Source organism: Deltaproteobacteria bacterium, from assembly GCA_019308905.1.
GTDB lineage: Bacteria > Desulfobacterota > BSN033 > WVXP01 > WVXP01 > JAFDHF01.
In genome coordinates this window covers 1-22910 of record JAFDHF010000065.1, presented here as the reverse complement: position 1 = coordinate 22910, position 22910 = coordinate 1, and the positions used below count along the sequence as shown (strand labels likewise).

Here is a 22910-nt window from a genome sequence, read left to right as displayed (position 1 = left end):
TCACCGCGTGAGCTCAGGAGCGAGGGGACAAGGGTGTTCTCCTGCCAAGACAGAAAAAGATCGTGAAGTCATATACTTGCAAGAATCCTGGGCTGAAAACTCAGGAAACTCCACCTTCTTTTCAGTTCGCCACAAAAGGCCGCACCCGGCACATTCTAGTCCATGTAACGGGAAACGATGGTGATCCATTCGTCTACGCTACCATCCCTCACCCCTCCCCTGTCTCGATCCAAGGCAGCCTCGACACAGTCCTTCAGATAGTTCTGGATCACGAGGCTCCCCACCCTCTTTATGGCCGACCTGACCGCTGCCACCTGAATGAGAATCTCCCCGCACTCTGCCTCTCTCTCCACCATCCTATGGATCCCTCGGATCTGTCCTTCGATCTTTCTCAACCGCAGCAGAATGTTGTCTCTCCTCTTTTTCGGAATCGGATTCTCCATTACTCCTCCCCTGCAATGTATGCCCTTTCGCAACGGGCACCCGGGCGGTCTACTCCACCGGGACGGTCTCTACCAGAACCCTTGCCGTTCCCCTTTCATAGAAGCCGAGCCTCCGAGCAGCACCAGCCGTGAGATCGATGATTCTTCCCTTCACAAAAGGACCCCTGTCGTTGACCCGCACCACAATGGATCGGTGGTTGTCCAGATTGGTCACCCGCGCAAAGATGGGCAGGGGGAGGTACTTGTGGGCAGCCGTCAAACTCCTCGGGTCGAAGGCCTCTCCGTTGGCCGTCATACGGCCTCCCTTCTTTCGAAGGGTCTCCGCCCCATACCAGGAAGCAACACCCACTTCCCTGTATCTGGCGGCCTCCTCCAGAGACATTGGATAGTATCTCTTGCCAAACACCGTGTAAGGGGCGTTCTTCACCCGTCCCTGGCGGATGGCCTCCTTGGGAGAGAGACCGTCTATGGTCCGTATTTCTTCATGGGTCAAGGGCCATGTCATGGGAGCACGGACGATCTTGAAGGTGTAGCCCCCCACCTTGTATACGAGCTTCCCGGTGCCCACCGTCAGTTTGGCAGCGCTCCAGGTAGCCCGGCAGGTGGAGGCGATCGTCCCCTTTGTCAGGCGATAGGCTTTCCGGGAAACACCGCACCCTCCGGCACCAAGGCACACCAGAAGGCAGAGCCCGATAATCCACCTTCTCTCGTGACTGATTCGGCCGAGGGATTCCATGGATCCGCAACGCTCGCAAAAGGCAGGGTAGACAACGGCTTTATAGCACAGAGATCCGGTGGTGTCAAAACCACCCGGGTCAGCTCAGGCCCATAGCCCTGAGCATCTCAACGCCCCTGACCAGCTCTTCTCTACTCGATTTCTGGTGGACCTCCAGAATCCTTATCTCGGCCCGCTTCAGGCTCTCGCCCAGAGAGGGGAAATCGATCTCACCCGTCCCTGGAGCACGGTGGTCATCGGTTCCCAGGGAATCGTGGATGTGAACCCCAGCGAGCCTGTCCCCGTAGTTACCCAGAAGCGCCCCAGGCCGCACAAACCCGAGTTTTTCCTGGACATGGGCATGGCCCACGTCGTGCCAGTAGCGGACCGGTCCCCCTGTGAAACGGTCAAGGATCCCTCCCATCTCCTCGAAATCCGGGATCTCATGGTAATGGTACCGATTCTCCACCCCAAGGAGTATGCCTCTGCCCTGAGCCTCCCTGGCGAGTCGATCCAGACTCTTGAAGACCGCCTCGAGATAGGGTTTTCTCTTTTCCCTCCTCTCCTTCAGCTTCCTCTCCAGAAAAGACCGCCCCTCTGCCGTCCCGAGCCTTCCCTCAGAAAAGAGTCGATTGAGCCGGCCGTATTCAGGATCCATCTCGACCCTCCCGAGATGGAGAACCACGGCCGAAGCACCCAGGCCTTGAGCCAATTCGATCGTTCGAGAAGTCTCCCGGACGGCCAGGTTTCTCTCCTCTGGATCGGGAGATGAGAGGAGATAGAGATCCCCGCTCGCCCTGCAGAGGGGGAGTCCCGGGGGAAGGGGAAAGAAATTGTGAATACTCCAGACCTTGAGCCGCTCTTTGAGGATGAGGGGAAGAATCTCCTCGAAGGTGGAAACACCGATGCGGTACTCAAGCTCTACCGCTTCGAAACCAAGGCCGACGATCTCTTGGACGATTTCGATCCCTGTGATGTTCGGTCTTTCGGTCAACCAGGATGTGGAAAGCCCTATCATTAGGCAAGCACCCCTGCGATGGAGTCACCGGGAAAAACCACGGGCAGAGATTCGAGGGAATCGGGTACAGGAAACTCCGCGGGCAAAAGTGCGAGACTTGCTGCGCCCAAGGATTCAGGCCAGACCACCCCCCCTCTCACCTGAGACCCAGAAAGACCCGGTACCTGAGAGGCAACCGCCACCACCAGGCGGACCAGAGGCTCAAGGACAACCTCTCTCAGCCTCCCAGTGCGCGGATGATCGCGAGGCAGAAGGCCGGTAGATCCTCAGGAACGCGGGAGGTGATGAGGTTGCCATCCTCCACGACTTCCTGGTCGGTGTACTCGGCCCCCGCGTTGACCAAGTCGTCACGGATTGCAAAGAAACCCGTAGCCTTCTTGCCCTTGAGAATACCGGCAGAGACCAGCATCCAACCTCCGTGGCAGATTGCTCCGATCACCTTTCCCCGGTCGTGGGCCTCACGGACGAGCTTCACCATTGAGGGGTACCGCCTCATGAGGTCCGGTGCATACCCTCCGGGAATGATAATGCCGTCGTAGTCGGCCATGTCCACTCCATCCGCCGGGAAATCGACCGTCACGGGATAGCCCAGTTTGCTGGTATAGGTGGAACTGCTCCCGGATCCGACGATCTTCACCTCTGCTCCTGCTTCTCTCAAACGGAACAGTGGATACCACAACTCGAGCTCCTGGTATTGATTCTCCGCCAGGATAATCACCTTCTTGCCTTCCAGGCTCATGATACCCTCCACTGACTGGTCATATCTAATGCTGCTTCTCTTTGTGAACCCCGCCCGCCAGCCCCGCCCCAGCCTCATAGGCCTGTCGTAGAGCCGTTGGGTGGTTTCTGATCTCCCCCCTGCCCTCCACCTGGCAGAAGAGCAAGTCTCCGGCGTAGACGGCGCCGACGGCATCGAAGAAGTACTTCACCGTAAGGACGGCACAGTCGAACATCTTTTTCCCCCGGGTTGCACCTACCGAGAGGAAAAATCCCTTCTTGGCATGGTATTTCATTTTCAGGATGTACTTACGGGACCATAGGGCCTGGCACCGGTCGATCAGGATCTTGCACTGGGCCGTGACATTGTAGAAGTAAATCGGAGAGGCGAGAGCTACCACTGCGGCTTCATCGATTCGATCATAAACCCTTTGCATCTCGTCGTCGACCACACACCTCCCCGTTTTTTCGCAGGCTCCACACCCCTTGCATGGACTAATCCGGAGGCTGCACGCATCCAGTCGATAGGTTTCCGCCCCCAGCTCTCTGGCTCCTCTCAGGAATTCCCTGAGGAGAAGATCGGTGTTACCCTCCCTTCTGGGGCTGCACGACAGCCCGAGAACCCTCATGGTTGACCTTCATCCTTCCCCTGGGCCCCCTCTTTTGAACCGTCTTGCCTCTGCCCTGCCCCCTTATTCGAGCGAGATCTCGATTGATCTCCTCCTGTCTTCCTTGCATCTAGGGAGAATGATCCTCAGAAGGCCGTTCCTATACTGGGAGGTGACCTTCTCCCTATCAACGGCAAAGGGGATGCGGATCTGCTTCTTGAAGGACCCGAAATCGATCTCCATCTGGTGGCATTTCCTGTGCGAGGGATCCACAAAGGGCTCCCGCCTGCCGCTTATCGCGAGAAGGCCCCCTTCAATGGAGATCTTCAGGCTCCTGGGGGCCGCACCGGCGACTTCGACAACGATGGCCAGCCCCTCTTCGGTTTCGTAGACGTCCATGGGGGGATTCCAGGCTTCCTCAGGCATATGCAGGGAACGGTACGGGAAGAGGTTTCGGATGATCCTACCCAGATGTCTTTGAACCTCTTTGAGCTCGTCATCGAAGCCTTCCATAACCATTCCTCTCGGGAATTCGACTCTTCAGGCCGCCATGGTTACCCCTGGGAGTGCTTCAGACTGGGTCCACAGATACAGGAACCTTCCAAAGACTAGCACAACGCGGGCCTCGTCTGCAAGGAGTTTATCCCCTTCTCGACCCCGCCGATCTCTCCAGAAATCGACCATCCCATCTGTTCCCTAAGAAAGAGGTCTATCTGGCCCAAAAGAGGCTGATACCGGGCAGATAGGTTACGATTATCAACCCAACCAGGAGGATCCCCAGAAACGGCAGGGAGGCGAGGTAGAGCGTCAGAATCGGCCGGTTGAAACGATAGCTCGCAATGAACAGATTCATTCCCACCGGGGGCGTAGAATAGCCGATACCGAGGTTGGTGAGAAAGATGATCCCGAGGTGAATCGGTTCGATGCCGTAGGCGTGGGCCAGGGGGAGAATCAGGGGAACTACAACCACAAGAGCGGAAAAGACGTCGATCATACAACCTACAATCAGGAGGAAGATGTTGAGGAGAATCAGAAAGGCCCATCGGCTTGCAATGCGGACCTCGATAAAGGCAAGCAGCTTCATAGGAACCTGAGCGTCGATGAGGTAGCTCGTATAGGCGAGAGCAGCACCGAGGATAATCAGGATCCCACCCACAAGTACCATGCTCTCCTTTACCACCGAGGCCAGGGTCTTCAGCGGCACCTCCCGGTAGATCACCATCTCCACGAAGAGGACGTAGAAGGCGGTTATGGCCGCCGCATCACTCACCGCGAAGTATCCCGTGTATATGCCCCCCAGCACCACAAAGGGGAGAGGGATCTCCCATATCGATTCGAAAAGGGCCTGCCCCATTTCCTTGACGGACACCCTCACGACGGGCGTACGCTCTCGCCGTCCTATCACGATGCTGTACAAAACCAGAAGCCCGGCCAGGACCGATGCGGGAAGGATGCCGGCCTTGAAGAGCCGGTCGATGCTGGTCTTTGATACTATTCCGTAAAGAATCAGGGGGAGACTCGGGGGCAGTAAAAGGCCGAGGGGTCCTGAGGTGGTGATCAGACCGAGGGAGAACCTCTCCGAGTATTTCTGGCTTGTCAGGGCGGGGAATACCAGGCCGCCGAGAGCTATGATGGTCACCCCAGAAGCCCCTGTAAAGGCCGTAAAAACGGTACAGGCAACCAGCACGACGACCGCCAGTCCTCCCGGCAACCAGCCGAGAAAGGCCCGTGAAACCCGGACCAACCGCTTCGGCGCATTGCTTTCAGCCAGCACATAGCCTGCAAAGGTAAACAGGGGGATCGCCACCAGCGTTGGTGTCGATGCAAGACGGTACATCTCGATAATAACCACGGACGTATCGATACCGGCGAGGTAGAAACTCAGGAGAGCTCCTGCCGCGATGACCACAAAAAGCGGGACACCCGTCACCGCCAGAACCAGGGTGGCAAGAGAAGGAACAACGCTCATCTACCAGACTCTCCGAGATTCAGGATCTTGATCAGGCCGTTCAGGCCGAAGTGGAAAGTGATGGCAAAGAAGGCCAGAGGGAAGATCAGCACCACTATCCACCCTGGAATCTGCAAGAAGGTCCTGGTGTCGAAGAGGAACTCGCCCCTTACGAACCGGATGCTCGCCAGGGCGAGGAGGAGACAGATGAGAGCGGAGAAAAAGTCGATAAGGACGGCCAGAATGACCCTTTGCCTCCCCTTGAGAAAGCGGGCAAGGATATCGATCTTGATATGCCTCGACTCATGAGTCGCCATTACCGCCCCGGACATGGCAACCCAGAGAACGAGGTGGCGCAGGGCCACAGCGGCCCAGATTATTCCGGAAGAGAAGAAGATACGAAGGAAAATCTGAATCGATGCAAGCCCCACCATGGCCAGAACCAAGCAGATCAGGGCGGCCTCTTCCAATCTTCCAAGAGCTTCTGTCCATCTGCGGAGCGATTCCCGGAGAGCGCCCACTAGTTCCCTCTCCTCACCTCCCTGAGGTAGGTTTTGATCTCCTCGAGAATCCCGGCAGAAAAGGCATTCCCCGCCAGATCCTCCACGGCTTCCCCTGCAATCTTCTGAAACAGTGCAAGCTCTGAACCCGTGAGCTCAACCGATCGGATTCCCTCGTCTTCCATAATCCCGAGGGCCTCCTCGTTGTCTCTCCGCGTCCGGGTGTTGAGATCCGTGAGTTCGATCCGGAAGATATCTTGAAGGGCCTGCTGCTCCGGCCTGGAGAGACGATCAAAGGCTCGGCGGGTCATGATCACGCCACCGAAGGCATAGCTGAGGGGGACACGGGTCACGTACTTCACCTTGGTGAACCATTGAAGCACGATGGCCGCAACAGGTGCGCTGTAGACCACATCCACCAGCCCAGTCTGGAGGGCCAGAAGCACGTCCGAAACGCCGAGGGGAACAGGGGCAACACCAGCCTTCTCGAAGACGGCCTGGCTCACACGATCACCCTCAGGCATCCAGACCTTGGTTCCCCGGAGGGCCCTCGGATTGGCTACGGGTTTGTTGGACATCATGTAGACAAAGCCTATCTCCACCCAACCGAGCAGGACGTATCCCCTCTCGAGCAATATCTTTTCAAGGCGCGCGGTGACTCTGGGCAGAACAAAATCGACTTCTCCGTAATTGCGGAAGAGAAAGGGCGTTCCCAGCGCCTGGATATCCTTGCAGATGGACGACAAGCCGAGACCCGTAAGGCCCGCAATCTGGATCTGGCCGATCCGCATCTTCCGCAAGACGACCCGCTCCTCACCCATTACGCCCCCTGGGTAGGCCCGGAGTTTGAGGGTGCCCTTTGTCCTCGATTCCAACTCTCGGTTCATCCTGTGGAAGGTATCCATCCATGCACTTCCCTCGGGAGCCAGGGTCGCGAGCTTGAGCACCGTGGGCTCGGCCCGTCCGGCCAAGGGGAGAACCACGGTCAGGCATAGCCATGCAAGAAACCAAACCACCTTCCCCTGGAGCTTCATGTCAGAAGTAATCCTCCACGTGGGCGAGCAGTTGCCTCGCCTTTCTCTTGGCGAGGGTGTTGATGAAAGCCAGTTCAGGCACCCGATCAACAGGGGACCCGAGGACCTTCTCCAAAAGGGAGACGAAGAGCTCCCTCTGAAAGGTGTTCCGCGCATAGTATTCGGCATAGTAGACGTAAGCCATCAGGTAGTCCCCCCGGCCGATCTCTATCGCCCTCTCGAAGTGCTTGCGGGACCCCTCGGGATTCCCGCCATATGCCTTCGGTCTCGACGATTGATAGATGCCCAAGAAGAGATGGGCGCCACCGTAATGATAGGTCTCCTCCAGGTCGATGATCCTCTCCATGAGGAGGACGACCCTGGGAAGATCGGCCATGGCCTTGACCGATCCTCCGGCAACCCCTATCCATCCTGCCCAACAGCTGGCAAACCAGAAGACGGGGGGCACGTCTCTGGCCGAAAGACTCTGCACGTACCGCTCAAAAACAGGGTACGGCTCCGACAAGACCGCCCGGAAGTCCTTGCTTCTCGCCATGGCCCGAAGAGCATACCCTTTCCCCTTCAGATAGAGCTCAGCCGTAGCCTCCGGATCTCCAGGAGATCCAAAGGCACCGGCATACGAACAATACGCTTCGGCTCCTGCTAGAAGGAGCCTCTTCTCCCTCGGGTAGGCCTCGATCAGACCGTCCAGAAGCATGAGATAGGCAGGCATACCCTCCTGAACCAGATTCAGATCCGTCTGTTTAGCAGTCGCCTTCCCCACATCCTCCAGGACTGCGGCAATACCCGCAACGGACACCCTCTTGATGAGGGAACAACCGAGCAGAGCCGGCACGCAGAGACCCGCCGCTAGCAAAAGGGCCATCCCTCGCCGTAGTACTCCCCCCCTTTTTCCTCCCCTTTGCATCTCCTTCTCCATGGACGACGCGCCCTCGACCCAGGTCGGCCGGACCCCCTCCACGGCAAAGGGATTTGAAAAAAACCCCTCGAAATTATAATATACAGGAAAACCCCCATGTAGGCGAGGGGATCGATGGTCGATTTCATCTTTCGGCGGAGGAGCATTCGAAGATTTACGGGAGAACCCATCGGGGAAGAGGCGGTTACAACCCTCCTGGAAGCCGCCATGGCGGCTCCTTCCTCGAACAACAGGAAGCCCTGGCATTACGTGGTCATCCAGCAGCGGTTCACCCTCGACCGCCTCGCAGAGGTTCATCCCTACGGCGGAATGCTTCACGAAGCCGGCTTGGCCATAGCCGTGTGTGCAGACCCTAGAATCTCGCCCAACGGTTGGGTACTGGACTGTTCCGCCGCCACAGAGAACATTCTTCTTGCCGCTCCGGCCTTGGGTCTGGGTGCGTGCTGGCTCGGATGCCACCCCTATGAAGAGAGAAAGGCCTCCATTCGCAGAGTCCTCCATATCCCCAGGCAGATCGAGATTCTCAGCCTTGTGGCCGTTGGACATCCCGGAGAGGATAAGGAACCGAGGACTCAATACGATTCTGGGCGGATCCACCGGGAGAGATGGTGAAGCAGGGTTTCCAGACGTCGGGTCCGGTCTTACCCTTGTCGGCAAGAGGAGTCCCCATGCCTGTCTTGCCTGCAGGATCACGGCAAAGGCTCGCGCAGGGTTTCTCGGATCGTCTCTCGAGACCGGTTCTTCGATCTTCTTCCCAGGTGGCCCCTTGCGACTGATTCCATGGACATTTCCGACATCGAAAGGCTCAACGTTCTCTGGTTGAGGATTTACCCCTACCTCGCCGCCCAGGTTATCGGGATCCTTCCTGAAAAGGCCGGGATAATCTTGGAAGTGGGCCCCTTTTCCGGAGGCATCGGCTTTGAGCTGGCGCGGGAAAAGAGGGATAGTTCGGTCGTAATCGCCGACAGCCACGAGGAGATCCTCGGCTATCTGAAAGCCGAGACTGCAAGACTAAAGCTCCCCGGCCGGGTCGATTTGGTACGGAGCGATCCGTCAAGGCTGGGTTTCAAGAGCGGGGTGTTCTCCGGCGTAGTCTTCCGGGGAGCCTTCTTCTTCCTCGACTCCTCCATGTTGCGGGAAATCGATCGGGTCCTGGAACCCGGGGGCGTCGGCTTTATCGGCGGAGGATTCGGAGCCGGTACCCCGCCGGATCTGATTAGGGAAATATCCCTAGAATCGAGAATACTCAACGAAAGGCTTGGAAAAAGACGGATTTCCAGAGGCGAGTTGGAAGACATGGCTGCTTCCTCGGGGTTGCAAGGGCACTGCCGGATCACAGAACGAGGGGGGTTGTGGTTGATCCTGCAGAAGTAAATGGGAAGGGCAATCCTCGTCGCGTTTCTTCCTTGCTCGGGCAGTGAGGCCACCTGGGTGGCCAAGGGGGATAGGTTGTGCAAGATATATTGGCCATGATTCTCGCGGGAGGAAAGGGGGAAAGACTTTACCCTCTTACCAGGGATAGGACTAAACCTGCCGTTCCTTTCGGTGCCATTTATCGGATCATCGATTTCACCTTGAGCAATTGCGTCAACTCCAATATCAGGCGGATTTACATTCTCACCCAGTACAAGTCGACCTCCCTCAACCGGCACGTGGAACTGGGATGGAATATCTTCAGCAGCCAGTTGGGAGAGTTCGTCAGGCTCATTCCGGCTCAACAGCAGCTCGATGAAAGCTGGTACCAGGGTACGGCCGATGCGATTTTTCAGAACTTTCATACACTCCAGCAGGATCGGCCGGAAGTCGTCTTGATATTGTCAGGGGATCACGTCTACAAGATGGACTACAGGCAAATGGTAGATTATCACCTTGAGAGGCGGGCGGATCTTACCGTGGCGGTGCTCCAGGTCGATAGATCCCTCTCCAGGGACCTCGGCGTAGTGGAGGCTGACACGGAATACCGGATCATAGGCTTCCAGGAAAAACCCGCAGTTCCAAAAGCTATGCCGGGGGACGGAGAATCCATCCTGGCCTCCATGGGGATCTACGTCTTCAACACGGAGATACTGGTCAAACGCCTGATCGAGGATTTCAGGGACGAGAGGAGTTCCCACGATTTCGGGAAGGATGTGATTCCCGCCATGGTGGGAAGAGACAGGGTCTTTGCCTTCCCGTTTGTGGACCCGGCAACCGGGAGACCCGCCTACTGGAGAGACGTGGGAACCCTGGACGCATACTGGGAGGCCAATATGGATCTGGTCAGCGCCATACCCCAGTTCAACCTCTACGATACGGAGTGGCCCATCTACACCTTCCAGGGACCATATCCCCCTGCCAAGACAGTAGGGGCCCAAGAAGACGGAACCGGGGCGGCGATCAACTCCCTCCTCTCCGGAGGATGCATCATCAGTGGGGGGAAGGTTGTGAATTCCTTGCTCTCCCCACTTGTTCGGGTTGAAAACCATGCCGAGGTGGAAGAGACTATTCTTATGGAGGGTGTCCGTGTGGAGAAGGGAGCGCGGGTGAGAAGGGCTATCGTGGACAAGGGGATCAACATTCCACGGGATGTGCAGGTCGGCTACGATTTGAAGGAGGATCGTAAGAGATACACGGTGACGGACTCCGGAATCGTGGTGATTCCGAAACTGATGCAGGTCGATTGATCGTGTCGTGGGCGACCCTCAACCTCGAGCCCGGGGGAGGGGGAGAACCTGAGGGAGGTTCCTGCGCACCCGTAGCCGACTCGTATTTCCGGACCGAGCAGAGGAGGTTTGGACAGTGGACTACGAGAATCTCTTATATGAGAAAGACAAGGGGATCGCCGTCGTCATCCTGAACCGCCCGGACAAGATGAACGCCCTCTCCTTGGCTTTGATCGAGGAGCTGATCCACCTGCTCGGTTCGATCGGCGGAGACGAAAAGATCCGGGTCGTAGTCATCAAATCCCGCGGCAAGGCTTTCTGCTCTGGACACGATATGTCCGAAATGACGGGACGGGGCCCCCGTTTCTACCAGAAGCTCTTTGAGAGGTGCTCCGAGATGATGCAACTCATACGTCACCTGCCCCAACCGGTGATTGCCCAGGTCCAGGGGATAGCAACCGCGGCGGGTTGCCAACTCGCCGCCTCCTGTGATCTGACAATCGCCTCTGAGGATGCGCGGTTTGCCACGCCAGGGGTGAAGATCGGCCTCTTCTGCAGTACCCCCATGGTTCCGGTCACCAGGGCCGTTGGAAGGAAGAAAGCCCTGGAGATGCTTCTCACCGGCGATATGATGACCGCTTCCGAAGCCGAAAGATGTGGATTGATCAACAGGGCGGTGCCGTCCGACGTGTTGGAGAGGGAGGTGGAATCACTTGCCACAAAGATCGCCCAAGCAAGTCCCTTGGTGGTCCAAATCGGCAAGAAGGCCTTTTACTCCCAACTGGAGATGGAGGAATCCACGGCCTATGCTTACACGGCCCGCGTCATCGCTCTCAACGCCATGGCCGATGATGCCCAGGAAGGGATGTCGGCTTTTCTCGAAAAAAGACAACCTTTCTGGAAGGGCAAGTGACTCCTTCAGCTCCAGGTTAACACACCGCCGCACTACCCTCGCCCATCCTGAAGCCAGAGCGGAGAACCCTGGGGCTGGGGCCGCCTGTTCCGAAACGGTTCGCAGAAACGGAGACAGCGGGCTCTCACCCGATCTTTCCCACGGCCTCGACCTCTTCGAGTTGCCGTTGGAGGAGATCGATCTGCTCCTGAGTCAGGTTCTCAAGCTCTAGGGCCTGATGAATGAAGCCAGCAGCTTCTCCAAAGAGTCCCTTTTCGAAGTAACACCGCCCGAGCATAATCAGGCATTCCAGGGGGTTGCTCCCCTGTTGAAGGGCCTCTTTGAACTCCTCAATCGCCCTGTCGGTAAGTTCCATTTCACGGTATGCTATGCCCAGGTGGTAGTGAAGATCGGGATCCTCGGCCGAGGAGTGGTCTCCCGGAGACAGAGGGCCTGCCTCACTGGACTTAACAGCTCCGATCAGATCCTCGACGGTTAGGTCTCTCACGACCTGTCCCCGGAGAGTGTTGTCTGGGCCGACGCCTCCATCCAGGGGTCGTGTTATCTCGGAAACACGATCCCTCTCACCGTGGCCGTCTTCCCCTTCCCTGCGGTCTGAACGATCTGAGAGAAGTTCCTCTGCCGCGGAGTCCTCGCCTCCGTAAGGGCCCTTCCCCTCTTGCTCTTCCACGGTTTCGCCTGTTGCCTCCGAGAAAGGCGATACGAGCCCCTCTTCTCCTTCGGGAGATGCGAGGAGAGCTTCGATGGGGACCGCCTCAGGCTCTTCCGGGGGCTGTGGCTCATCCCCCTCGACGCCGCCGCCTGCCTCTGGGCCCTGGGTTTCCTCGTCTCCGTCCCGGTCGAGGTCCTTCAGTGCCTCTTGTACTTCTCCGTCTTCAGAATCGATTTGAGCCACCAGCTCATAGACCTTCCTGGCTTCAGCTACAAGCCCCCCATCCGCGTAAAGGGAGGCCAGGGATTTGTAATCATCCAGATTCATCCCGTCCAGGGTGAAAAGCTTCTTATAGATCGAGATGGCCTTGAGATTGAATCCTTCGTCGCCCAGGTATTTTGCCGCCTTCCGGTACTGGTCAATGGCCGAGTTCTTATCACCCCCGCGGAGGTAGAGCTCGGCCAGCTTGAGGCGGCTTTTTGCGTCTTCCGGGTTCCTCTCGAGAACACCGAGGAGCTGATCGATCTTCTTGCCGTTCTTGCGCTTCTTGCGGAAAGCGAACACGGGGCAGAAACCTGCTTCTTGAGACTGTTGAACGGACCTCCCATTGAAGACGCGGCAGGAACCGTCCGTTACTTTTATGCAGGAAATGTGCCAACAGTCCCGGAACGTTGGAAGTAGGCAAAAAGGGGGCGGGCAGGACCCGATTGGCTCATATCGGGTCCTGCCCTTGTAAGGAGGGTGAAAAAGCCCCATCATCATCCATGTCTGATAGTGGGGCGGAAAATGGCTTCCAGACGTCGGGGCTCAGGAAAGACATCGTATCCATTCGTCAGCAGCTCCAGGACCAACACGAGATTCAGCGTAAAACCAGGTCTGCAGGAACCCTACTCGAGCAAGAGACTCCGCGCTTTCACAGAGCCCCCGTCGTGGTTAGTGAAAGAAATCTCTTTCACTTACTATCACAAAATAACACATTTCCAACCTCTAGTCAAGTACTCCTTAACAAAAAATTCGCCTCTTTTTTTCATCTCCCCAAAACCCCTCGGCCCACCAGACACCACTCGACCACGAATCATCCGTCCATCGACCCATAGGCAAGGTCAAAGGCATTCCTGAAATGCTCCACCCTGTTCAACTCGCCCCTTCTCCTGATGGCCACCACGTCGAAACGGGCCCTCATGTGCTCCAGATGCCGCTCTTTCAGGAACCACAGAGCAATCTTCGACAACCTCTCCTGTTTTTGCCTGTGGACGGCCACCTCCGGTCCACCGTATTTCTCTGTCGACCGGGTCTTCACTTCGACGAAACAGAGAGTCTTCCCGTCGACCGCCACAATATCCATCTCTCCCAAAGGACAACGGTAGTTCCGCTCGATGATCCGGTACCCCTTTCTTCGAAGGTAAGCCACAGCAAGAGCCTCTCCTTCCTCCCCGATCCTGGGTTGAAGAGCCATCCCGCCCAATCTCCTCGGGTCCCTAGGTCAAAGCGCAATGGTCGGTCAAAAGACGAGCCATCGGGAATCTTCAAACCCGCGAGGCGACAGGCGTTGTCACCCCTCGGAAGCTCTTCCGGTGACATTCGCAGTAACCGTGCCTCCTGATAGCCTCACGGTGTTCCAGGGTGCCGTACCCCTTATGCTTCGCGAAATCGTACTGCGGATATCTCTCGTCGTAGGCCACCATAATTCTGTCCCGGGTCACCTTGGCGATGATCGATGCAGCCGCGATGGACACGGAGAGGTTGTCTCCCCTCACGATTGTCCGCTGTGGGACAGATATGGGAATCGGCGTCACACCATCAATCAGCAGCAAACCGGGCACCACACGCAGGCAATGTACTGCGGTAAGCATCGCCTTCTGCGTTGCCCTGCCGATATTGATCCGGTCGATCTCCTCCGCCTCGACCACGCCGATGCCAACGGCCAGGGCCGTCTCCAGGATCCTCCCATAGAGGGATTCTCGTTTTGCAGGGAGGAGTCTCTTGGAATCCCGAAACTCCTGGTTGAGCCCTTCCATGGAGAGGATGACGGCCGCGGCCACAACGGGCCCTGCAAGGGGCCCTCGGCCGGCTTCATCGACTCCCGCAACCGACCTGAATCCCTGGCTGAGGAATCGTCTCTCGAAGAAATCCATGGGCTGACCCCACGGAGACGCAAAGAGATCCCCCGGGCGGTTTCTCGACATGGCCTCTGGCTACCGCTCTTTGATCCTTGCGGCCTTTCCTCTCAACTTCCTCAAGTAGTAGAGTTTCGCCCTGCGTACCCTACCGCGGCTTACCACCTCTATCTTTTCAACCCTCGGAGAATATAGGGGAAATATCCTTTCCACCCCAATACCGTAGGAGACCTTCCTCACCGTGAATGTTGCCCTTGGGCCTCCCCCACGTTTGCTGATTACCGCGCCTTCAAAGACCTGGGTTCTCTCCTTTTCGCCTTCGATGATTTTTGCATGGACCCGGACCGTGTCACCCGGCTTGAAGTCGGGCAGATCCGTCCGGATGTTTTCTCTCTCAATCAAATCGATGGAATCCATCCTCAGGTTCCTCCTCTTTATCGATTTCCCATCAACCGGTCCAGCATGATCGCCCCGGCAGATCGGACCGACAGATGGTTGTAGTCTGACACACCTTCGATGGGAGCCAGGACATAGTCGCTGTTGTCGAGAATCTCCCGAGCCAGACCCCAGCCCGTTCCAAGAATCAGAAGGTACGGCTCTGTCCCCCGGTGGAGGAGTCGGCGCATTTCCTCGTAAGAAACAGCCCCTTTGTACCAGGCCGCACCGGTTGCCACGGTTCTGACCCGCTGCCCCCGGACCTGGGATATCTCATCCACGACCTCTCCAAGGGTCACCCTCACCCGTACCCTGTCAAACACCCCCTTGCGGATCGGGTTGTACCGGGCACCCAACCCTTCTGTCCAGTGACGTATGATGCGAGCTATCAGCTCCCTCTGCGAGTCGAGGGGATTGACGAAATAGACGACCCCAACACCGAAAGTCCCTGCGCACCGGGCCAGATCGTGTATGTCGAGATTGGTTACAGCAGTGCAGACTATGCAACCCCGTTTGTTGTAGACGGGATAGTGGACCAGTGCGACATAGAGATCAGCCGCATCGATTCGCTTCGGCTGCAAAACCCCTGTCCCCTTCATTCCTCCAGGACCTTCCGCTCTTCGGCGGAGAGCCTTGCCTTTTCCAGAAGATCCCTCCTTCTTAGACCTGTTCTGCGGATCGATTCTCTCCTTCTCCATTCTCTGATGGCCTGATGATTCCCCGAGATGAGGATTTCTGGAACCCGGAGGCCCCGGAAATCCCGGGGTTTCGTGTACTGAGGGTATTCCAGCAGGCCGTTGGCAAAGGAGTCCTCATCTGCTGCCTTCTCGTATCCCAAAACCCCCGGGGCCAGTCTGGAGACGGCGTCTATGACCACCATGGCGGCCAGTTCCCCCCCGGTGAGGACGTAATCTCCGATTGATAGCTCTTCATCCACAAATCCGAGCCTCACCCTCTCATCGACCCCCTCGTATCGCCCGCACACAAGAACCAGATGGGAGTGCCGGGCCAGCCGGCGGACATGCCCGTCATCGAGCAGAACCCCTTGGGGAGACATGAGAATCACTCTGGCCGACGGATAGGGCTTCTTGATCGATTCGATACACCGGACGATGGGTTCGGGCTTCATCACCATTCCGCCCCCTCCACCGTAAGGCGTATCGTCCACGATCCGGTGCCTGCCCTCGGCAAAATCCCGGATGTTGTGGACAACAATCTCGATCCGCCCCGCCTGCCGGGCCTTCCCGAGAAGGCTCTCACGCAGAGGTGATTCAAACATTCCCGGGAAGAGTGTCAGCACGTCAAAACGGATCATTATTCCACGAGATCCTCCGAAAACTCGATCACCATCCTCTTGGAGGCCGTGTCAATCCCTCTGATCCAATTCTCGGTAGCCGGGACGAGCAGCTCCTCTTTGCCTGTCCCGATCACGATGACGTCGGTACCCCCTGTGGGAACGATGCTGCAGACCTCACCCACCCGCTCTCCCTCAGGGGTGGTCACCTCCATGCCGATCAGGTCTGCCCAGTAGTACTCTCCCCGTTCCAGGTCGGGCAGGTCAGCCCTCTCAACAAGGACGGCAGATCCCACCAGACGCTCCGCCTGATCGATACTGTCTACTCCTTCCAGACTGAGGAGAATAAACTTCCCGTGTATCCTTGCTTCTTCCACCCTGAACGAACCCAGACGACCCTCACGATCCTTCAAAACAACACGCTTGTACGAAGAAAAACGGGTCTTATCCTCGTTATAATAGACCACTCGGAGTCTGCCGTGGATTCCATGAACCCTGGCAATCCGACCAATGGCAATAAGTTCTCTCTCTTCAAGGCTATTCAATGATCTCAAGAACAGAGTGCTTCCTCAGCTTCGTGGAAGCGGCACTGAGAATCGTCCTCATGGCTTTCGCCGTCCGTCCCTGTTTCCCTATCACCTTTCCAAGGTCTTCTTTGGCCACACTCAGCTCGATCACAGAGGTCTTCTCTCCCTCGATCTCGGAAACCCGCACCTGATCGGGATTATCGACCAATGCCTTCGCAATGTACTCGATTAGCTCCTTCATTTTCCCCCTCCCCCTCGATTATTCAGACCCCAGAACCTCGGAACGCAAACTCTCTCAGGCCTTGCTCCCTTTTACCATTTTATCGAAGAGTCCGGATTCTTTCATCAGCCTCCTTACCGTTTGGGTGGGTCTAGCTCCTCTTTCCATCCACTGGATAGCCTTGTCCTCCTCAATACGGACCGCCGCAGGATCCTGGTTCGGATCGTATGTCCCGATTCTCTCTATGAACCTTCCATCCCGTGGCGATCTTGAATCGGTTACAACAATACGGTATGTGGGCCTCTTTTTTGCGCCGAATCGGGCAAGTCTGATTGAAACCGCCATATTCCCCTTCACCTCCACCTTATGGATTTGGAACCCCTGCCGAATGTGGCCGCCTAGGACAAGGGAAGCATCCCCCTCGACAGGCCGCCCATTCGTCCTTTCTTCATCCTGTTGAGCATCTTCCGAGCCGCCATGTACTGCTTGAGCAGGCGATTGACATCCTGGACCGTAGTCCCACTGCCCCTGGCAATCCGCAGCCGTCTCTTCCCGTTGATGATGGTATGGTTTCTCCTCTCCTGGGGCGTCATCGAATTGATAATGGCCTCGATTTTCACCAACTCTCTCTCTGCACCCTGGAAGGATCCCAGGCCGCCCAGCCGACTCAGACCCGGCACCATCTGAAGGAGCCCCTCCAGAGAGCCCATCTTTCGAATATGGCGGAGCTGGTCTCTGAAATCCTCAAGAGTGAACTCGGCTTTTCGAATCTTTCTTTCGAGCTCTCTAGCCTTCTTCTCGTCGAAGGCTGCCTCGGCCTTTTCGATAAGGGAGAGTACATCTCCCATGCCGAGAATCCGGGACGCCATTCGATCAGGATGAAAGAGTTCCAGGGCGTCTATCTTCTCACCGACCCCGATGTAGGTAATCGGCTTGCCGGTTACTGCCCTGATCGACAGTGCCGCCCCACCCCGGGCATCACCGTCCATCTTGGTAAGAATCACCCCGTCGATGCCCAGCTCGTCGTTGAACCTCTTGGCTATGTTTACCGCATCCTGCCCGGTCATCGCGTCGGCCACGAGAAGGACCTCTCCTGTCAAGAGGGCCTTCTTCATCTCTCGAAGCTCCTTCATCAGGGTTTCATCGATGTGAAGCCGCCCTGCCGTATCGATGAGCAGAGTGTCGAAGCCCTGCCTGATGGCCCGATTTCTTGCCTGCTGGCAGATCACCACGGGGGTTTCACCCTCGCCGGGCTCGTAGAAGTCCACCTCGATCTGGGAGGCCAGGGTCTTCAGCTGTTCCACCGCAGCCGGCCTGTAGACATCGGCTGGCACCATATAGGGGAGACGTCCCTCCTTCTTCAAAAGCCTGGCCAGCTTGGCGGTAGTTGTGGTTTTCCCGCACCCGTGGAGTCCCACCAACATCACCGGAACCGGGGAAGGACCCGACAGCTTGATCCGGCGTGCTTCCTCACCCATGAGAGCAACGAGTTCCTCATGAACGATCTTGATCACCTGTTGGGCTGGGGTCAGACTGGCCATCACCTCCTCACCGATCGAACGGCTCCGGACCGCCTCTATGAATTCCTTGACTACCCGGAAGTTGACGTCAGCCTCCAGGAGCACGAGCCTGACCTCCCTCAGAGCCTCTTGGATATTCTTTTCTGTGAGCTTGCCGTGGCCCCTCAGCTTCTTGAAAACCAGGGAAAGCCTGTCGGTCAATTGGTCGAACATATCTCCGGGCCAGCCCCCCCCTTTCTCCAACAATGCCGCAAAACATCAATAATAAACGACTTCCGTGAGATTGTCAATTTCCAAAACTCCCGGTTCCCCGCTTCTGCAGCACGCCTGTCGTCCCGACCCCAATTGCGGAACCAGCGGGACGACCGGCAAGAGACAGGCAGGCCCTGACAGAGACAAGGTCCCTTCTTTCCGCTGATTTCTTGAGCCAATTTCCTCCCCTGGCAGGATCCGGTACTCCCCGGACTTCGAGAGGCCACCCCCGAAACCTTCAGACCTAAAGGGGCGCCACCCTCGACTCTGGCGGGGTTTCCAAATGGGTGGAAAGGCCGCTTCCCTTCCAGTTCGCCCTCAGGACCGCCTTTGCCTTGGAAGCATACTCGCTGTCCGGATGCTGACGGGCGATTTCCAGAAAGATCGCCTTTGCCTTGTCCTTACGGGAAAGGTTCAAATAGGACTTCCCGAGGTAGAAGAGGGCCTTGGGGACCACCTCGGTGTCGGGGTATTTCAGCAGGACCCACTCGAACCGCCCGATCGCCCCCCGGTAGTTCCCCTTCTTGTAGTAGAACTTTCCCACCAAGAATTCATGCTCTGCGAGCCGGGAGCGACAGACCGGAATCTGCTCGGCCGCTTTCTCCGTGAAGATACTGGGCGGGTAATTCTTCACCAGATACTCGAAATTCAACAGGGCCTTGCGGGCCGGTACCGGGTCACGATCCGGCGTCTCCATCTGCTTGAAATAGGCCTGCCCTATCTGAAAAAGCACGTAGGGAGTATCCTCATAGTAAGGATGGAGCTTCCGGAATTCCTCATAGATAGCCACTGCCTCCTCGTACTCCATGAGAAAGAAGTGGCAGTCGGCGATCTTCAACTCCGCCCGGAGAGCCTCAGGGGATTCGGGATAGAAGTTCTTCACGTTCTTGAACAACTCCATGGCACTCTGGAACTTCCCGCGGTTGAATCGAGTCAAGGCCTTTGCATAGAGCTTGGCCGATCCCCCCGCCGGTCTCCTTCCCTTTTTCCCTGCGAGGCACCCGCCAAGAATCAGGAAGGCAGCCAAAACAGCCGCCACTCGTTTCCATTGGAAAGCCATGACCTTCACCGGAATCAGAGTCGAGTCGGTCGAGCTACTAAATATGGGATCAAAACCCGCAAAATGTCAAGCCCGCTCGTCTTGGGATCTGGCCACCTCGAACCCTTGATCGAAGGGGCAGGAAATTCCACTTCTCTCCTTGTCTGAAGCTCCAGGAATTGTGGTAAACTTGGCGGCGGGGCGACGAATCCCTTTCCCGGGCTTCTTCGATTTGGAGGACGCCCTCCTGTGGGAACCAAAGGGTAACGAATAGGAACCGATCTCTTGAATGCAAAACCAGCCTTATCGGACGAGAACCGTCGTCTTCTCGTCTCCGGAGCTCACCTGCTCGGCGTCTCCCTCGACAAGAGGGCGGTAGAGGCCTTTGACCGCATCTTTGCAGAGTTGACAAAATGGAATCGTAAGATGAATCTCACGGCCCTTTGCGACGAGAGATCGGTCGTGGTCCGGCACTTCTTGGATTCCCTGGCCCCTGCAAGATATCTCCCTCCTGGGGCCTCTGTGTTGGATATAGGGCCAGGGGCCGGGTTCCCGGGAATTCCTCTCAAGATCGCAAGACCCGACCTCGGAATTGTTCTCCTCGAGGCCACAAGGAAGAAGACCTATTTCCACAAACATCTCATCAGAACCCTAGATCTGGCCGGTATCCGGAGTGTCTGGGGCAGAAGCGACGCCGAGCAGGTCAGAACCGATCTCCGCGGCGATTTCGATGCGGTGATCTCCAGGGCCGCCTTACCGCTGGGGCTGTTTCTGCAAGAGGCCGTCTATTTCCTCCGGGCGGAGGGAATGATAGTCGCCATGAGGGGAAGGGAGCCTGGTATCCCCATTCGCCCTGAATCCCTGGGGCTCACTCTCTGCCGGACCGTTCTCCTGAATCCGCCCTTCGACCTGATGAGCAGGAAGCTGTTGTTTTTCAGGAAGACAGGTACTTCCAAGAGCCACATTCAAGGCCGGGTTCCGAAAGACCGGCCTGACGGATGCCCCCCGTGATTCTGGAGATCGAACTCCGGTGAAATAGTGCTTTAAATAGGCCGATAGTTATGTTAATATCAACGGGAGTTGAGCCAAACGGGTGTGATCTTCCCGAAGAGACCATGGCAAAAATCATCTCGATTGCCAATCAGAAAGGCGGGGTGGGAAAGACTACGACGGCGATCAATCTATCGGCCTCACTGGCGGTTGCAGAGAAGAGGACCCTCCTTGTAGACATCGACCCCCAGGCCAACTCGACGAGCGGTTTCGGATACGACAAGGACAGTCTGGAAGAGACCATCTACCACGCCATAATCAGGGGAAACAGCCTCCGCAGGGCGATCCGACAGACATGCCTCCCCTTCCTGGATATCGCCACCTCCAACACGGATCTTATCGGTGCAGAAATCGAATTGATTCACGAAATAGCCCGGGAACAGAAGCTGAAAACACTGCTGAAAGAGGTCGAAAGCCTCTATGACTATGTGCTCATCGACTGCCCTCCATCACTCGGGCTCCTGACGGTCAATTCACTGACCGCTTCACACTCCGTGATCATCCCCCTTCAATGCGAGTTCTTCGCCATGGAGGGCCTCGGCCAGTTGATGAGGACTCTCTCTCTCATCAGGAGCCGCCTGAACCCATCTCTCTTGATTGAGGGAATCCTCATAACCATGTTCGATGGTAGAAACAACCTCTCCCATCAGGTGGTCAGGGAGGTGCAGAGTCACTTCGGCGATAGGGTATTCAAAACCATCATCCCAAGGAACGTAAGACTGAGTGAGGCTCCCAGTCATGGAAAACCGGTTATTCTCTATGACATCCACTCCAAGGGGGCGGAGAGTTACCTGAGTCTGGCAAAAGAGGTTCTCTCGAACGGGGGGAAGACCGATGGGTAAACGGACGGCCCTGGGCAAGGGGCTGGGAGCGCTCATACCCGATGTGGGACAGCAGAGAGGAGATCTGTTCCTCTGTCCCATCGAGGAGATCGTTCCCAACGGGAAACAGCCCCGCAAGAGATTCGACGAAGGAGGGATGAAAGATCTGGCAGAATCGATCAAGGAGAAAGGCATCCTGGAGCCGCTCCTGGTCCGGAAGTCCTCACAGGGCTATGAGCTGATCGTGGGGGAGAGGCGGTGGCGGGCGGCACAGAGGGCAGGTCTCCGGGAAGTGCCGGTGCTTGTCAGAGACGTCTCAAGCCGGGAGGCTCTCGAACTGGCCCTGGTGGAGAATCTCCAGAGGGAGGATCTGGGTGTTTTGGAAGAGGCCGAGGGATACAGGCAGTTGATCGATGAGTATCAATTCACCCAGGAGGAACTTGCCAGAAGAATCGGCAAGGATCGGACCTCCGTGACAAACACTCTCAGACTTCTCCGCCTCCCAGAGGAGGTGAAAGAGAGGCTCGCCGATGGTTCCCTATCTTCCGGCCACGGCAGGGCCCTGCTTGCACTCCCTACCGAAAAGGATCAGAGGGAGGCCTGCAGGATCGTCGTCGACAAGGGTCTCTCCGTTCGCCAGACGGAAGGGCTTGTGAAGGGATGGAAAAGGAAGAAGCCTGCCTCCCCATCCAGGGAGGAGCCGGACGATGCGGGTCGGGAAGAGCTCCAAGAGGAGTTGAGGAGATTCCTGAGTACCCAGGTCCGCATCTCGGGGAGCGGAAGGCGTGGAAAGATCGAAATAGAATTCTATTCCCAGGATGAGCTCCAGAGGCTGGTGGACCTCATCCTCGGCGAGAAAGGAGCCTTACTATGATAGGTGGTAAAGATCACAAAGGAATGCCGAGGACCGAGGAGGTCAATGCCTTTCTTGGAAAGGGAACCTCCTTTGAGGGCAAGATAAGATTTGAAGGGATGTTCCGGCTCGACGGGAAGTTCGACGGAGAGATCTCGGCCGGCGATTCCCTGATCATCGGAGAGACGGGGGAGGTCAACGCCCAGATCAACGTGAAGAACCTGATCGTCAACGGAAAGTTGACGGGCAGCAGCACCGCCGCAAGCCGTGTCGAGATCCACCCCCCTGGCAAGGTCCTCGGGGACATCAAGACCCCCGTACTGGTCATCTCGGAAGGAGCCGTATTTGAGGGAAACTGCCAGATGGAGAGGGGAGAGGCCGGTCGAGACGAAAAGATCTCTCTTCTCAAGATGAAGGCGGAGAAGGAGATCGAAGGCGAAGCGGGTTCCTGAAGAGACCTCTTCGGGTTACCCGGCAGATAAGAAAACCGAACAAACCGGCATGAGAGGAGTCTTCTGGCATTCTTATTGCAAGAAGGCTCATCGTCATTTGAGTCCCGCGATACCGCTGCATTACAGACAGCTCTCAGGTATCTTTCGAGGGGCACCGCTTCAATCCAAGAGGAACCGTCGGAGTGGAGAGCCGAGGAGAGAGGATGGGAAGAGTCTCTCCG

The 22910-nt window shown here is 56.9% G+C and carries 29 protein-coding genes; 8 read left to right on the top strand and 21 right to left on the bottom strand.

Annotated features, from left to right (window positions below; genetic code table 11):
• Positions 1-155: 155 nt before the first annotated feature.
• The 10 genes from JRJ26_16960 to JRJ26_16915 form a co-directional block, all read right to left on the bottom strand.
• Entirely contained in the window at positions 156-443 is a 288-nt protein-coding gene (locus JRJ26_16960; GenBank protein ID MBW2059179.1) for a metal-sensitive transcriptional regulator, read from the bottom strand.
• Between the two features lie 49 nt (positions 444-492).
• Positions 493-948, bottom strand: a complete 456-nt coding sequence (locus tag JRJ26_16955) for a septal ring lytic transglycosylase RlpA family protein (GenBank protein MBW2059178.1) — start codon at positions 946-948, stop codon at positions 493-495.
• A 310-nt stretch (positions 949-1258) separates the two neighbouring features.
• Positions 1259-2176: a sugar phosphate isomerase/epimerase gene (locus JRJ26_16950; GenBank protein MBW2059177.1), complete on the bottom strand. Its 918-nt coding sequence runs from the start codon at positions 2174-2176 to the stop codon at positions 1259-1261.
• Positions 2177-2393: 217 nt separating this feature from the next.
• On the bottom strand, positions 2394-2915 hold the full coding sequence (locus JRJ26_16945; GenBank protein ID MBW2059176.1) for a type 1 glutamine amidotransferase: 522 nt from the start codon (positions 2913-2915) through the stop codon (positions 2394-2396).
• Between the two features lie 25 nt (positions 2916-2940).
• Positions 2941-3522, bottom strand: coding sequence for a flavodoxin family protein (locus tag JRJ26_16940; GenBank protein ID MBW2059175.1), 582 nt, complete (start codon positions 3520-3522; stop codon positions 2941-2943).
• A 63-nt stretch (positions 3523-3585) separates the two neighbouring features.
• Complete coding sequence (locus JRJ26_16935) at positions 3586-4014, bottom strand: Hsp20/alpha crystallin family protein (GenBank protein MBW2059174.1); 429 nt, start codon at positions 4012-4014, stop codon at positions 3586-3588.
• 196 nt (positions 4015-4210) lie between these two features.
• The gene (locus tag JRJ26_16930; protein ID MBW2059173.1) at positions 4211-5470 is read right to left on the bottom strand and encodes a TRAP transporter large permease subunit; all 1260 of its coding nucleotides are present in this window, start codon (positions 5468-5470) and stop codon (positions 4211-4213) included.
• Positions 5467-5970, bottom strand: a complete 504-nt coding sequence (locus JRJ26_16925; protein MBW2059172.1) for a TRAP transporter small permease subunit — start codon at positions 5968-5970, stop codon at positions 5467-5469. The genes JRJ26_16930 and JRJ26_16925 overlap by 4 nt, the downstream gene beginning before the upstream one ends.
• Positions 5970-6983: a TRAP transporter substrate-binding protein DctP gene (gene dctP, locus JRJ26_16920; protein MBW2059171.1), complete on the bottom strand. Its 1014-nt coding sequence runs from the start codon at positions 6981-6983 to the stop codon at positions 5970-5972. Before dctP ends, JRJ26_16925 begins: the two co-directional genes overlap by 1 nt.
• A 1-nt stretch (position 6984) precedes the next feature.
• Positions 6985-7890, bottom strand: coding sequence for a hypothetical protein (locus JRJ26_16915; protein ID MBW2059170.1), 906 nt, complete (start codon positions 7888-7890; stop codon positions 6985-6987).
• A gap of 126 nt (positions 7891-8016) precedes the next feature.
• Here JRJ26_16915 and JRJ26_16910 point away from each other — a divergent pair, with 126 nt between their 5' ends.
• The 4 genes from JRJ26_16910 (at position 8017) to JRJ26_16895 (ending at position 11457) form a co-directional block, all read left to right on the top strand.
• A complete protein-coding gene (locus JRJ26_16910) occupies positions 8017-8514 on the top strand; it encodes a nitroreductase family protein (GenBank protein MBW2059169.1) in 498 nt (165 codons plus the stop codon).
• A 168-nt stretch (positions 8515-8682) separates the two neighbouring features.
• Positions 8683-9276: a class I SAM-dependent methyltransferase gene (locus JRJ26_16905; protein ID MBW2059168.1), complete on the top strand. Its 594-nt coding sequence runs from the start codon at positions 8683-8685 to the stop codon at positions 9274-9276.
• 95 nt (positions 9277-9371) lie between these two features.
• Positions 9372-10565 (top strand): glucose-1-phosphate adenylyltransferase, encoded by a 1194-nt coding sequence (gene glgC, locus JRJ26_16900; protein ID MBW2059167.1) that lies wholly within the window; start codon positions 9372-9374, stop codon positions 10563-10565.
• 115 nt (positions 10566-10680) lie between these two features.
• Positions 10681-11457 carry an enoyl-CoA hydratase gene (locus tag JRJ26_16895; GenBank protein MBW2059166.1) on the top strand — a complete coding sequence of 259 codons (777 nt, stop codon included), beginning with the start codon at positions 10681-10683 and terminating at the stop codon, positions 11455-11457.
• Between the two features lie 124 nt (positions 11458-11581).
• On the opposite strand, the gene JRJ26_16890 is transcribed toward JRJ26_16895, so the two are convergent.
• The 11 genes from JRJ26_16890 to JRJ26_16840 form a co-directional block, all read right to left on the bottom strand.
• Complete coding sequence (locus JRJ26_16890) at positions 11582-12673, bottom strand: tetratricopeptide repeat protein (protein ID MBW2059165.1); 1092 nt, start codon at positions 12671-12673, stop codon at positions 11582-11584.
• Between the two features lie 511 nt (positions 12674-13184).
• A complete protein-coding gene (locus JRJ26_16885) occupies positions 13185-13565 on the bottom strand; it encodes a YraN family protein (GenBank protein ID MBW2059164.1) in 381 nt (126 codons plus the stop codon).
• 70 nt (positions 13566-13635) lie between these two features.
• Positions 13636-14295 (bottom strand): ribonuclease HII, encoded by a 660-nt coding sequence (locus JRJ26_16880; protein MBW2059163.1) that lies wholly within the window; start codon positions 14293-14295, stop codon positions 13636-13638.
• Between the two features lie 9 nt (positions 14296-14304).
• A complete protein-coding gene (rplS, locus tag JRJ26_16875; GenBank protein ID MBW2059162.1) occupies positions 14305-14643 on the bottom strand; it encodes a 50S ribosomal protein L19 in 339 nt (112 codons plus the stop codon).
• A gap of 17 nt (positions 14644-14660) precedes the next feature.
• The gene (locus JRJ26_16870; protein MBW2059161.1) at positions 14661-15260 is read right to left on the bottom strand and encodes an RNA methyltransferase; all 600 of its coding nucleotides are present in this window, start codon (positions 15258-15260) and stop codon (positions 14661-14663) included.
• Positions 15257-15976 (bottom strand): tRNA (guanosine(37)-N1)-methyltransferase TrmD, encoded by a 720-nt coding sequence (gene trmD / locus JRJ26_16865; GenBank protein ID MBW2059160.1) that lies wholly within the window; start codon positions 15974-15976, stop codon positions 15257-15259. Before trmD ends, JRJ26_16870 begins: the two co-directional genes overlap by 4 nt.
• Positions 15976-16509: a 16S rRNA processing protein RimM gene (gene rimM, locus JRJ26_16860; protein MBW2059159.1), complete on the bottom strand. Its 534-nt coding sequence runs from the start codon at positions 16507-16509 to the stop codon at positions 15976-15978. Before rimM ends, trmD begins: the two co-directional genes overlap by 1 nt.
• Positions 16493-16723 (bottom strand): KH domain-containing protein, encoded by a 231-nt coding sequence (locus JRJ26_16855; GenBank protein ID MBW2059158.1) that lies wholly within the window; start codon positions 16721-16723, stop codon positions 16493-16495. Before JRJ26_16855 ends, rimM begins: the two co-directional genes overlap by 17 nt.
• A 54-nt stretch (positions 16724-16777) precedes the next feature.
• The gene (rpsP, locus tag JRJ26_16850; protein ID MBW2059157.1) at positions 16778-17047 is read right to left on the bottom strand and encodes a 30S ribosomal protein S16; all 270 of its coding nucleotides are present in this window, start codon (positions 17045-17047) and stop codon (positions 16778-16780) included.
• Between the two features lie 53 nt (positions 17048-17100).
• A complete protein-coding gene (gene ffh / locus JRJ26_16845) occupies positions 17101-18435 on the bottom strand; it encodes a signal recognition particle protein (protein ID MBW2059156.1) in 1335 nt (444 codons plus the stop codon).
• A gap of 283 nt (positions 18436-18718) precedes the next feature.
• The gene (locus JRJ26_16840; GenBank protein MBW2059155.1) at positions 18719-19534 is read right to left on the bottom strand and encodes an outer membrane protein assembly factor BamD; all 816 of its coding nucleotides are present in this window, start codon (positions 19532-19534) and stop codon (positions 18719-18721) included.
• A gap of 264 nt (positions 19535-19798) precedes the next feature.
• Between JRJ26_16840 and rsmG the strand changes: the two genes are divergently transcribed.
• The 4 genes from rsmG to JRJ26_16820 all read left to right on the top strand — a co-directional run bounded on the left by rsmG (position 19799) and on the right by JRJ26_16820 (position 22689).
• Complete coding sequence (gene rsmG / locus JRJ26_16835) at positions 19799-20524, top strand: 16S rRNA (guanine(527)-N(7))-methyltransferase RsmG (protein ID MBW2059154.1); 726 nt, start codon at positions 19799-19801, stop codon at positions 20522-20524.
• Positions 20525-20628: 104 nt separating this feature from the next.
• Positions 20629-21405: a ParA family protein gene (locus JRJ26_16830; protein MBW2059153.1), complete on the top strand. Its 777-nt coding sequence runs from the start codon at positions 20629-20631 to the stop codon at positions 21403-21405.
• Positions 21398-22258, top strand: coding sequence for a ParB/RepB/Spo0J family partition protein (locus tag JRJ26_16825; GenBank protein ID MBW2059152.1), 861 nt, complete (start codon positions 21398-21400; stop codon positions 22256-22258). The genes JRJ26_16830 and JRJ26_16825 overlap by 8 nt, the downstream gene beginning before the upstream one ends.
• Complete coding sequence (locus JRJ26_16820) at positions 22255-22689, top strand: polymer-forming cytoskeletal protein (protein MBW2059151.1); 435 nt, start codon at positions 22255-22257, stop codon at positions 22687-22689. Before JRJ26_16825 ends, JRJ26_16820 begins: the two co-directional genes overlap by 4 nt.
• Positions 22690-22910: the final 221 nt, after the last annotated feature.

Coding starts and splice junctions, on each gene's coding strand:
- JRJ26_16820 (MBW2059151.1), top strand. CDS start 22,255: ATGATAGGTGGTAAAGATCACAAAGGAATGCCGAGGACCGAGGAGGTC.
- JRJ26_16935 (MBW2059174.1), bottom strand. CDS start 4,014: ATGGAAGGCTTCGATGACGAGCTCAAAGAGGTTCAAAGACATCTGGGT.
- JRJ26_16825 (MBW2059152.1), top strand. CDS start 21,398: ATGGGTAAACGGACGGCCCTGGGCAAGGGGCTGGGAGCGCTCATACCC.
- JRJ26_16855 (MBW2059158.1), bottom strand. CDS start 16,723: ATGAAGGAGCTAATCGAGTACATTGCGAAGGCATTGGTCGATAATCCC.
- JRJ26_16885 (MBW2059164.1), bottom strand. CDS start 13,565: ATGGCTCTTCAACCCAGGATCGGGGAGGAAGGAGAGGCTCTTGCTGTG.
- glgC (MBW2059167.1), top strand. CDS start 9,372: ATGATTCTCGCGGGAGGAAAGGGGGAAAGACTTTACCCTCTTACCAGG.
- JRJ26_16905 (MBW2059168.1), top strand. CDS start 8,683: ATGGACATTTCCGACATCGAAAGGCTCAACGTTCTCTGGTTGAGGATT.
- JRJ26_16830 (MBW2059153.1), top strand. CDS start 20,629: ATGGCAAAAATCATCTCGATTGCCAATCAGAAAGGCGGGGTGGGAAAG.
- JRJ26_16880 (MBW2059163.1), bottom strand. CDS start 14,295: ATGTCGAGAAACCGCCCGGGGGATCTCTTTGCGTCTCCGTGGGGTCAG.
- JRJ26_16930 (MBW2059173.1), bottom strand. CDS start 5,470: ATGAGCGTTGTTCCTTCTCTTGCCACCCTGGTTCTGGCGGTGACGGGT.
- JRJ26_16910 (MBW2059169.1), top strand. CDS start 8,017: ATGGTCGATTTCATCTTTCGGCGGAGGAGCATTCGAAGATTTACGGGA.
- JRJ26_16870 (MBW2059161.1), bottom strand. CDS start 15,260: ATGAAGGGGACAGGGGTTTTGCAGCCGAAGCGAATCGATGCGGCTGAT.
- JRJ26_16915 (MBW2059170.1), bottom strand. CDS start 7,890: ATGCAAAGGGGAGGAAAAAGGGGGGGAGTACTACGGCGAGGGATGGCC.
- JRJ26_16960 (MBW2059179.1), bottom strand. CDS start 443: ATGGAGAATCCGATTCCGAAAAAGAGGAGAGACAACATTCTGCTGCGG.
- JRJ26_16940 (MBW2059175.1), bottom strand. CDS start 3,522: ATGAGGGTTCTCGGGCTGTCGTGCAGCCCCAGAAGGGAGGGTAACACC.
- JRJ26_16840 (MBW2059155.1), bottom strand. CDS start 19,534: ATGGCTTTCCAATGGAAACGAGTGGCGGCTGTTTTGGCTGCCTTCCTG.
- JRJ26_16955 (MBW2059178.1), bottom strand. CDS start 948: ATGACATGGCCCTTGACCCATGAAGAAATACGGACCATAGACGGTCTC.
- rpsP (MBW2059157.1), bottom strand. CDS start 17,047: ATGGCGGTTTCAATCAGACTTGCCCGATTCGGCGCAAAAAAGAGGCCC.
- trmD (MBW2059160.1), bottom strand. CDS start 15,976: ATGATCCGTTTTGACGTGCTGACACTCTTCCCGGGAATGTTTGAATCA.
- rplS (MBW2059162.1), bottom strand. CDS start 14,643: ATGGATTCCATCGATTTGATTGAGAGAGAAAACATCCGGACGGATCTG.
- dctP (MBW2059171.1), bottom strand. CDS start 6,983: ATGAAGCTCCAGGGGAAGGTGGTTTGGTTTCTTGCATGGCTATGCCTG.
- JRJ26_16950 (MBW2059177.1), bottom strand. CDS start 2,176: ATGATAGGGCTTTCCACATCCTGGTTGACCGAAAGACCGAACATCACA.
- JRJ26_16945 (MBW2059176.1), bottom strand. CDS start 2,915: ATGAGCCTGGAAGGCAAGAAGGTGATTATCCTGGCGGAGAATCAATAC.
- ffh (MBW2059156.1), bottom strand. CDS start 18,435: ATGTTCGACCAATTGACCGACAGGCTTTCCCTGGTTTTCAAGAAGCTG.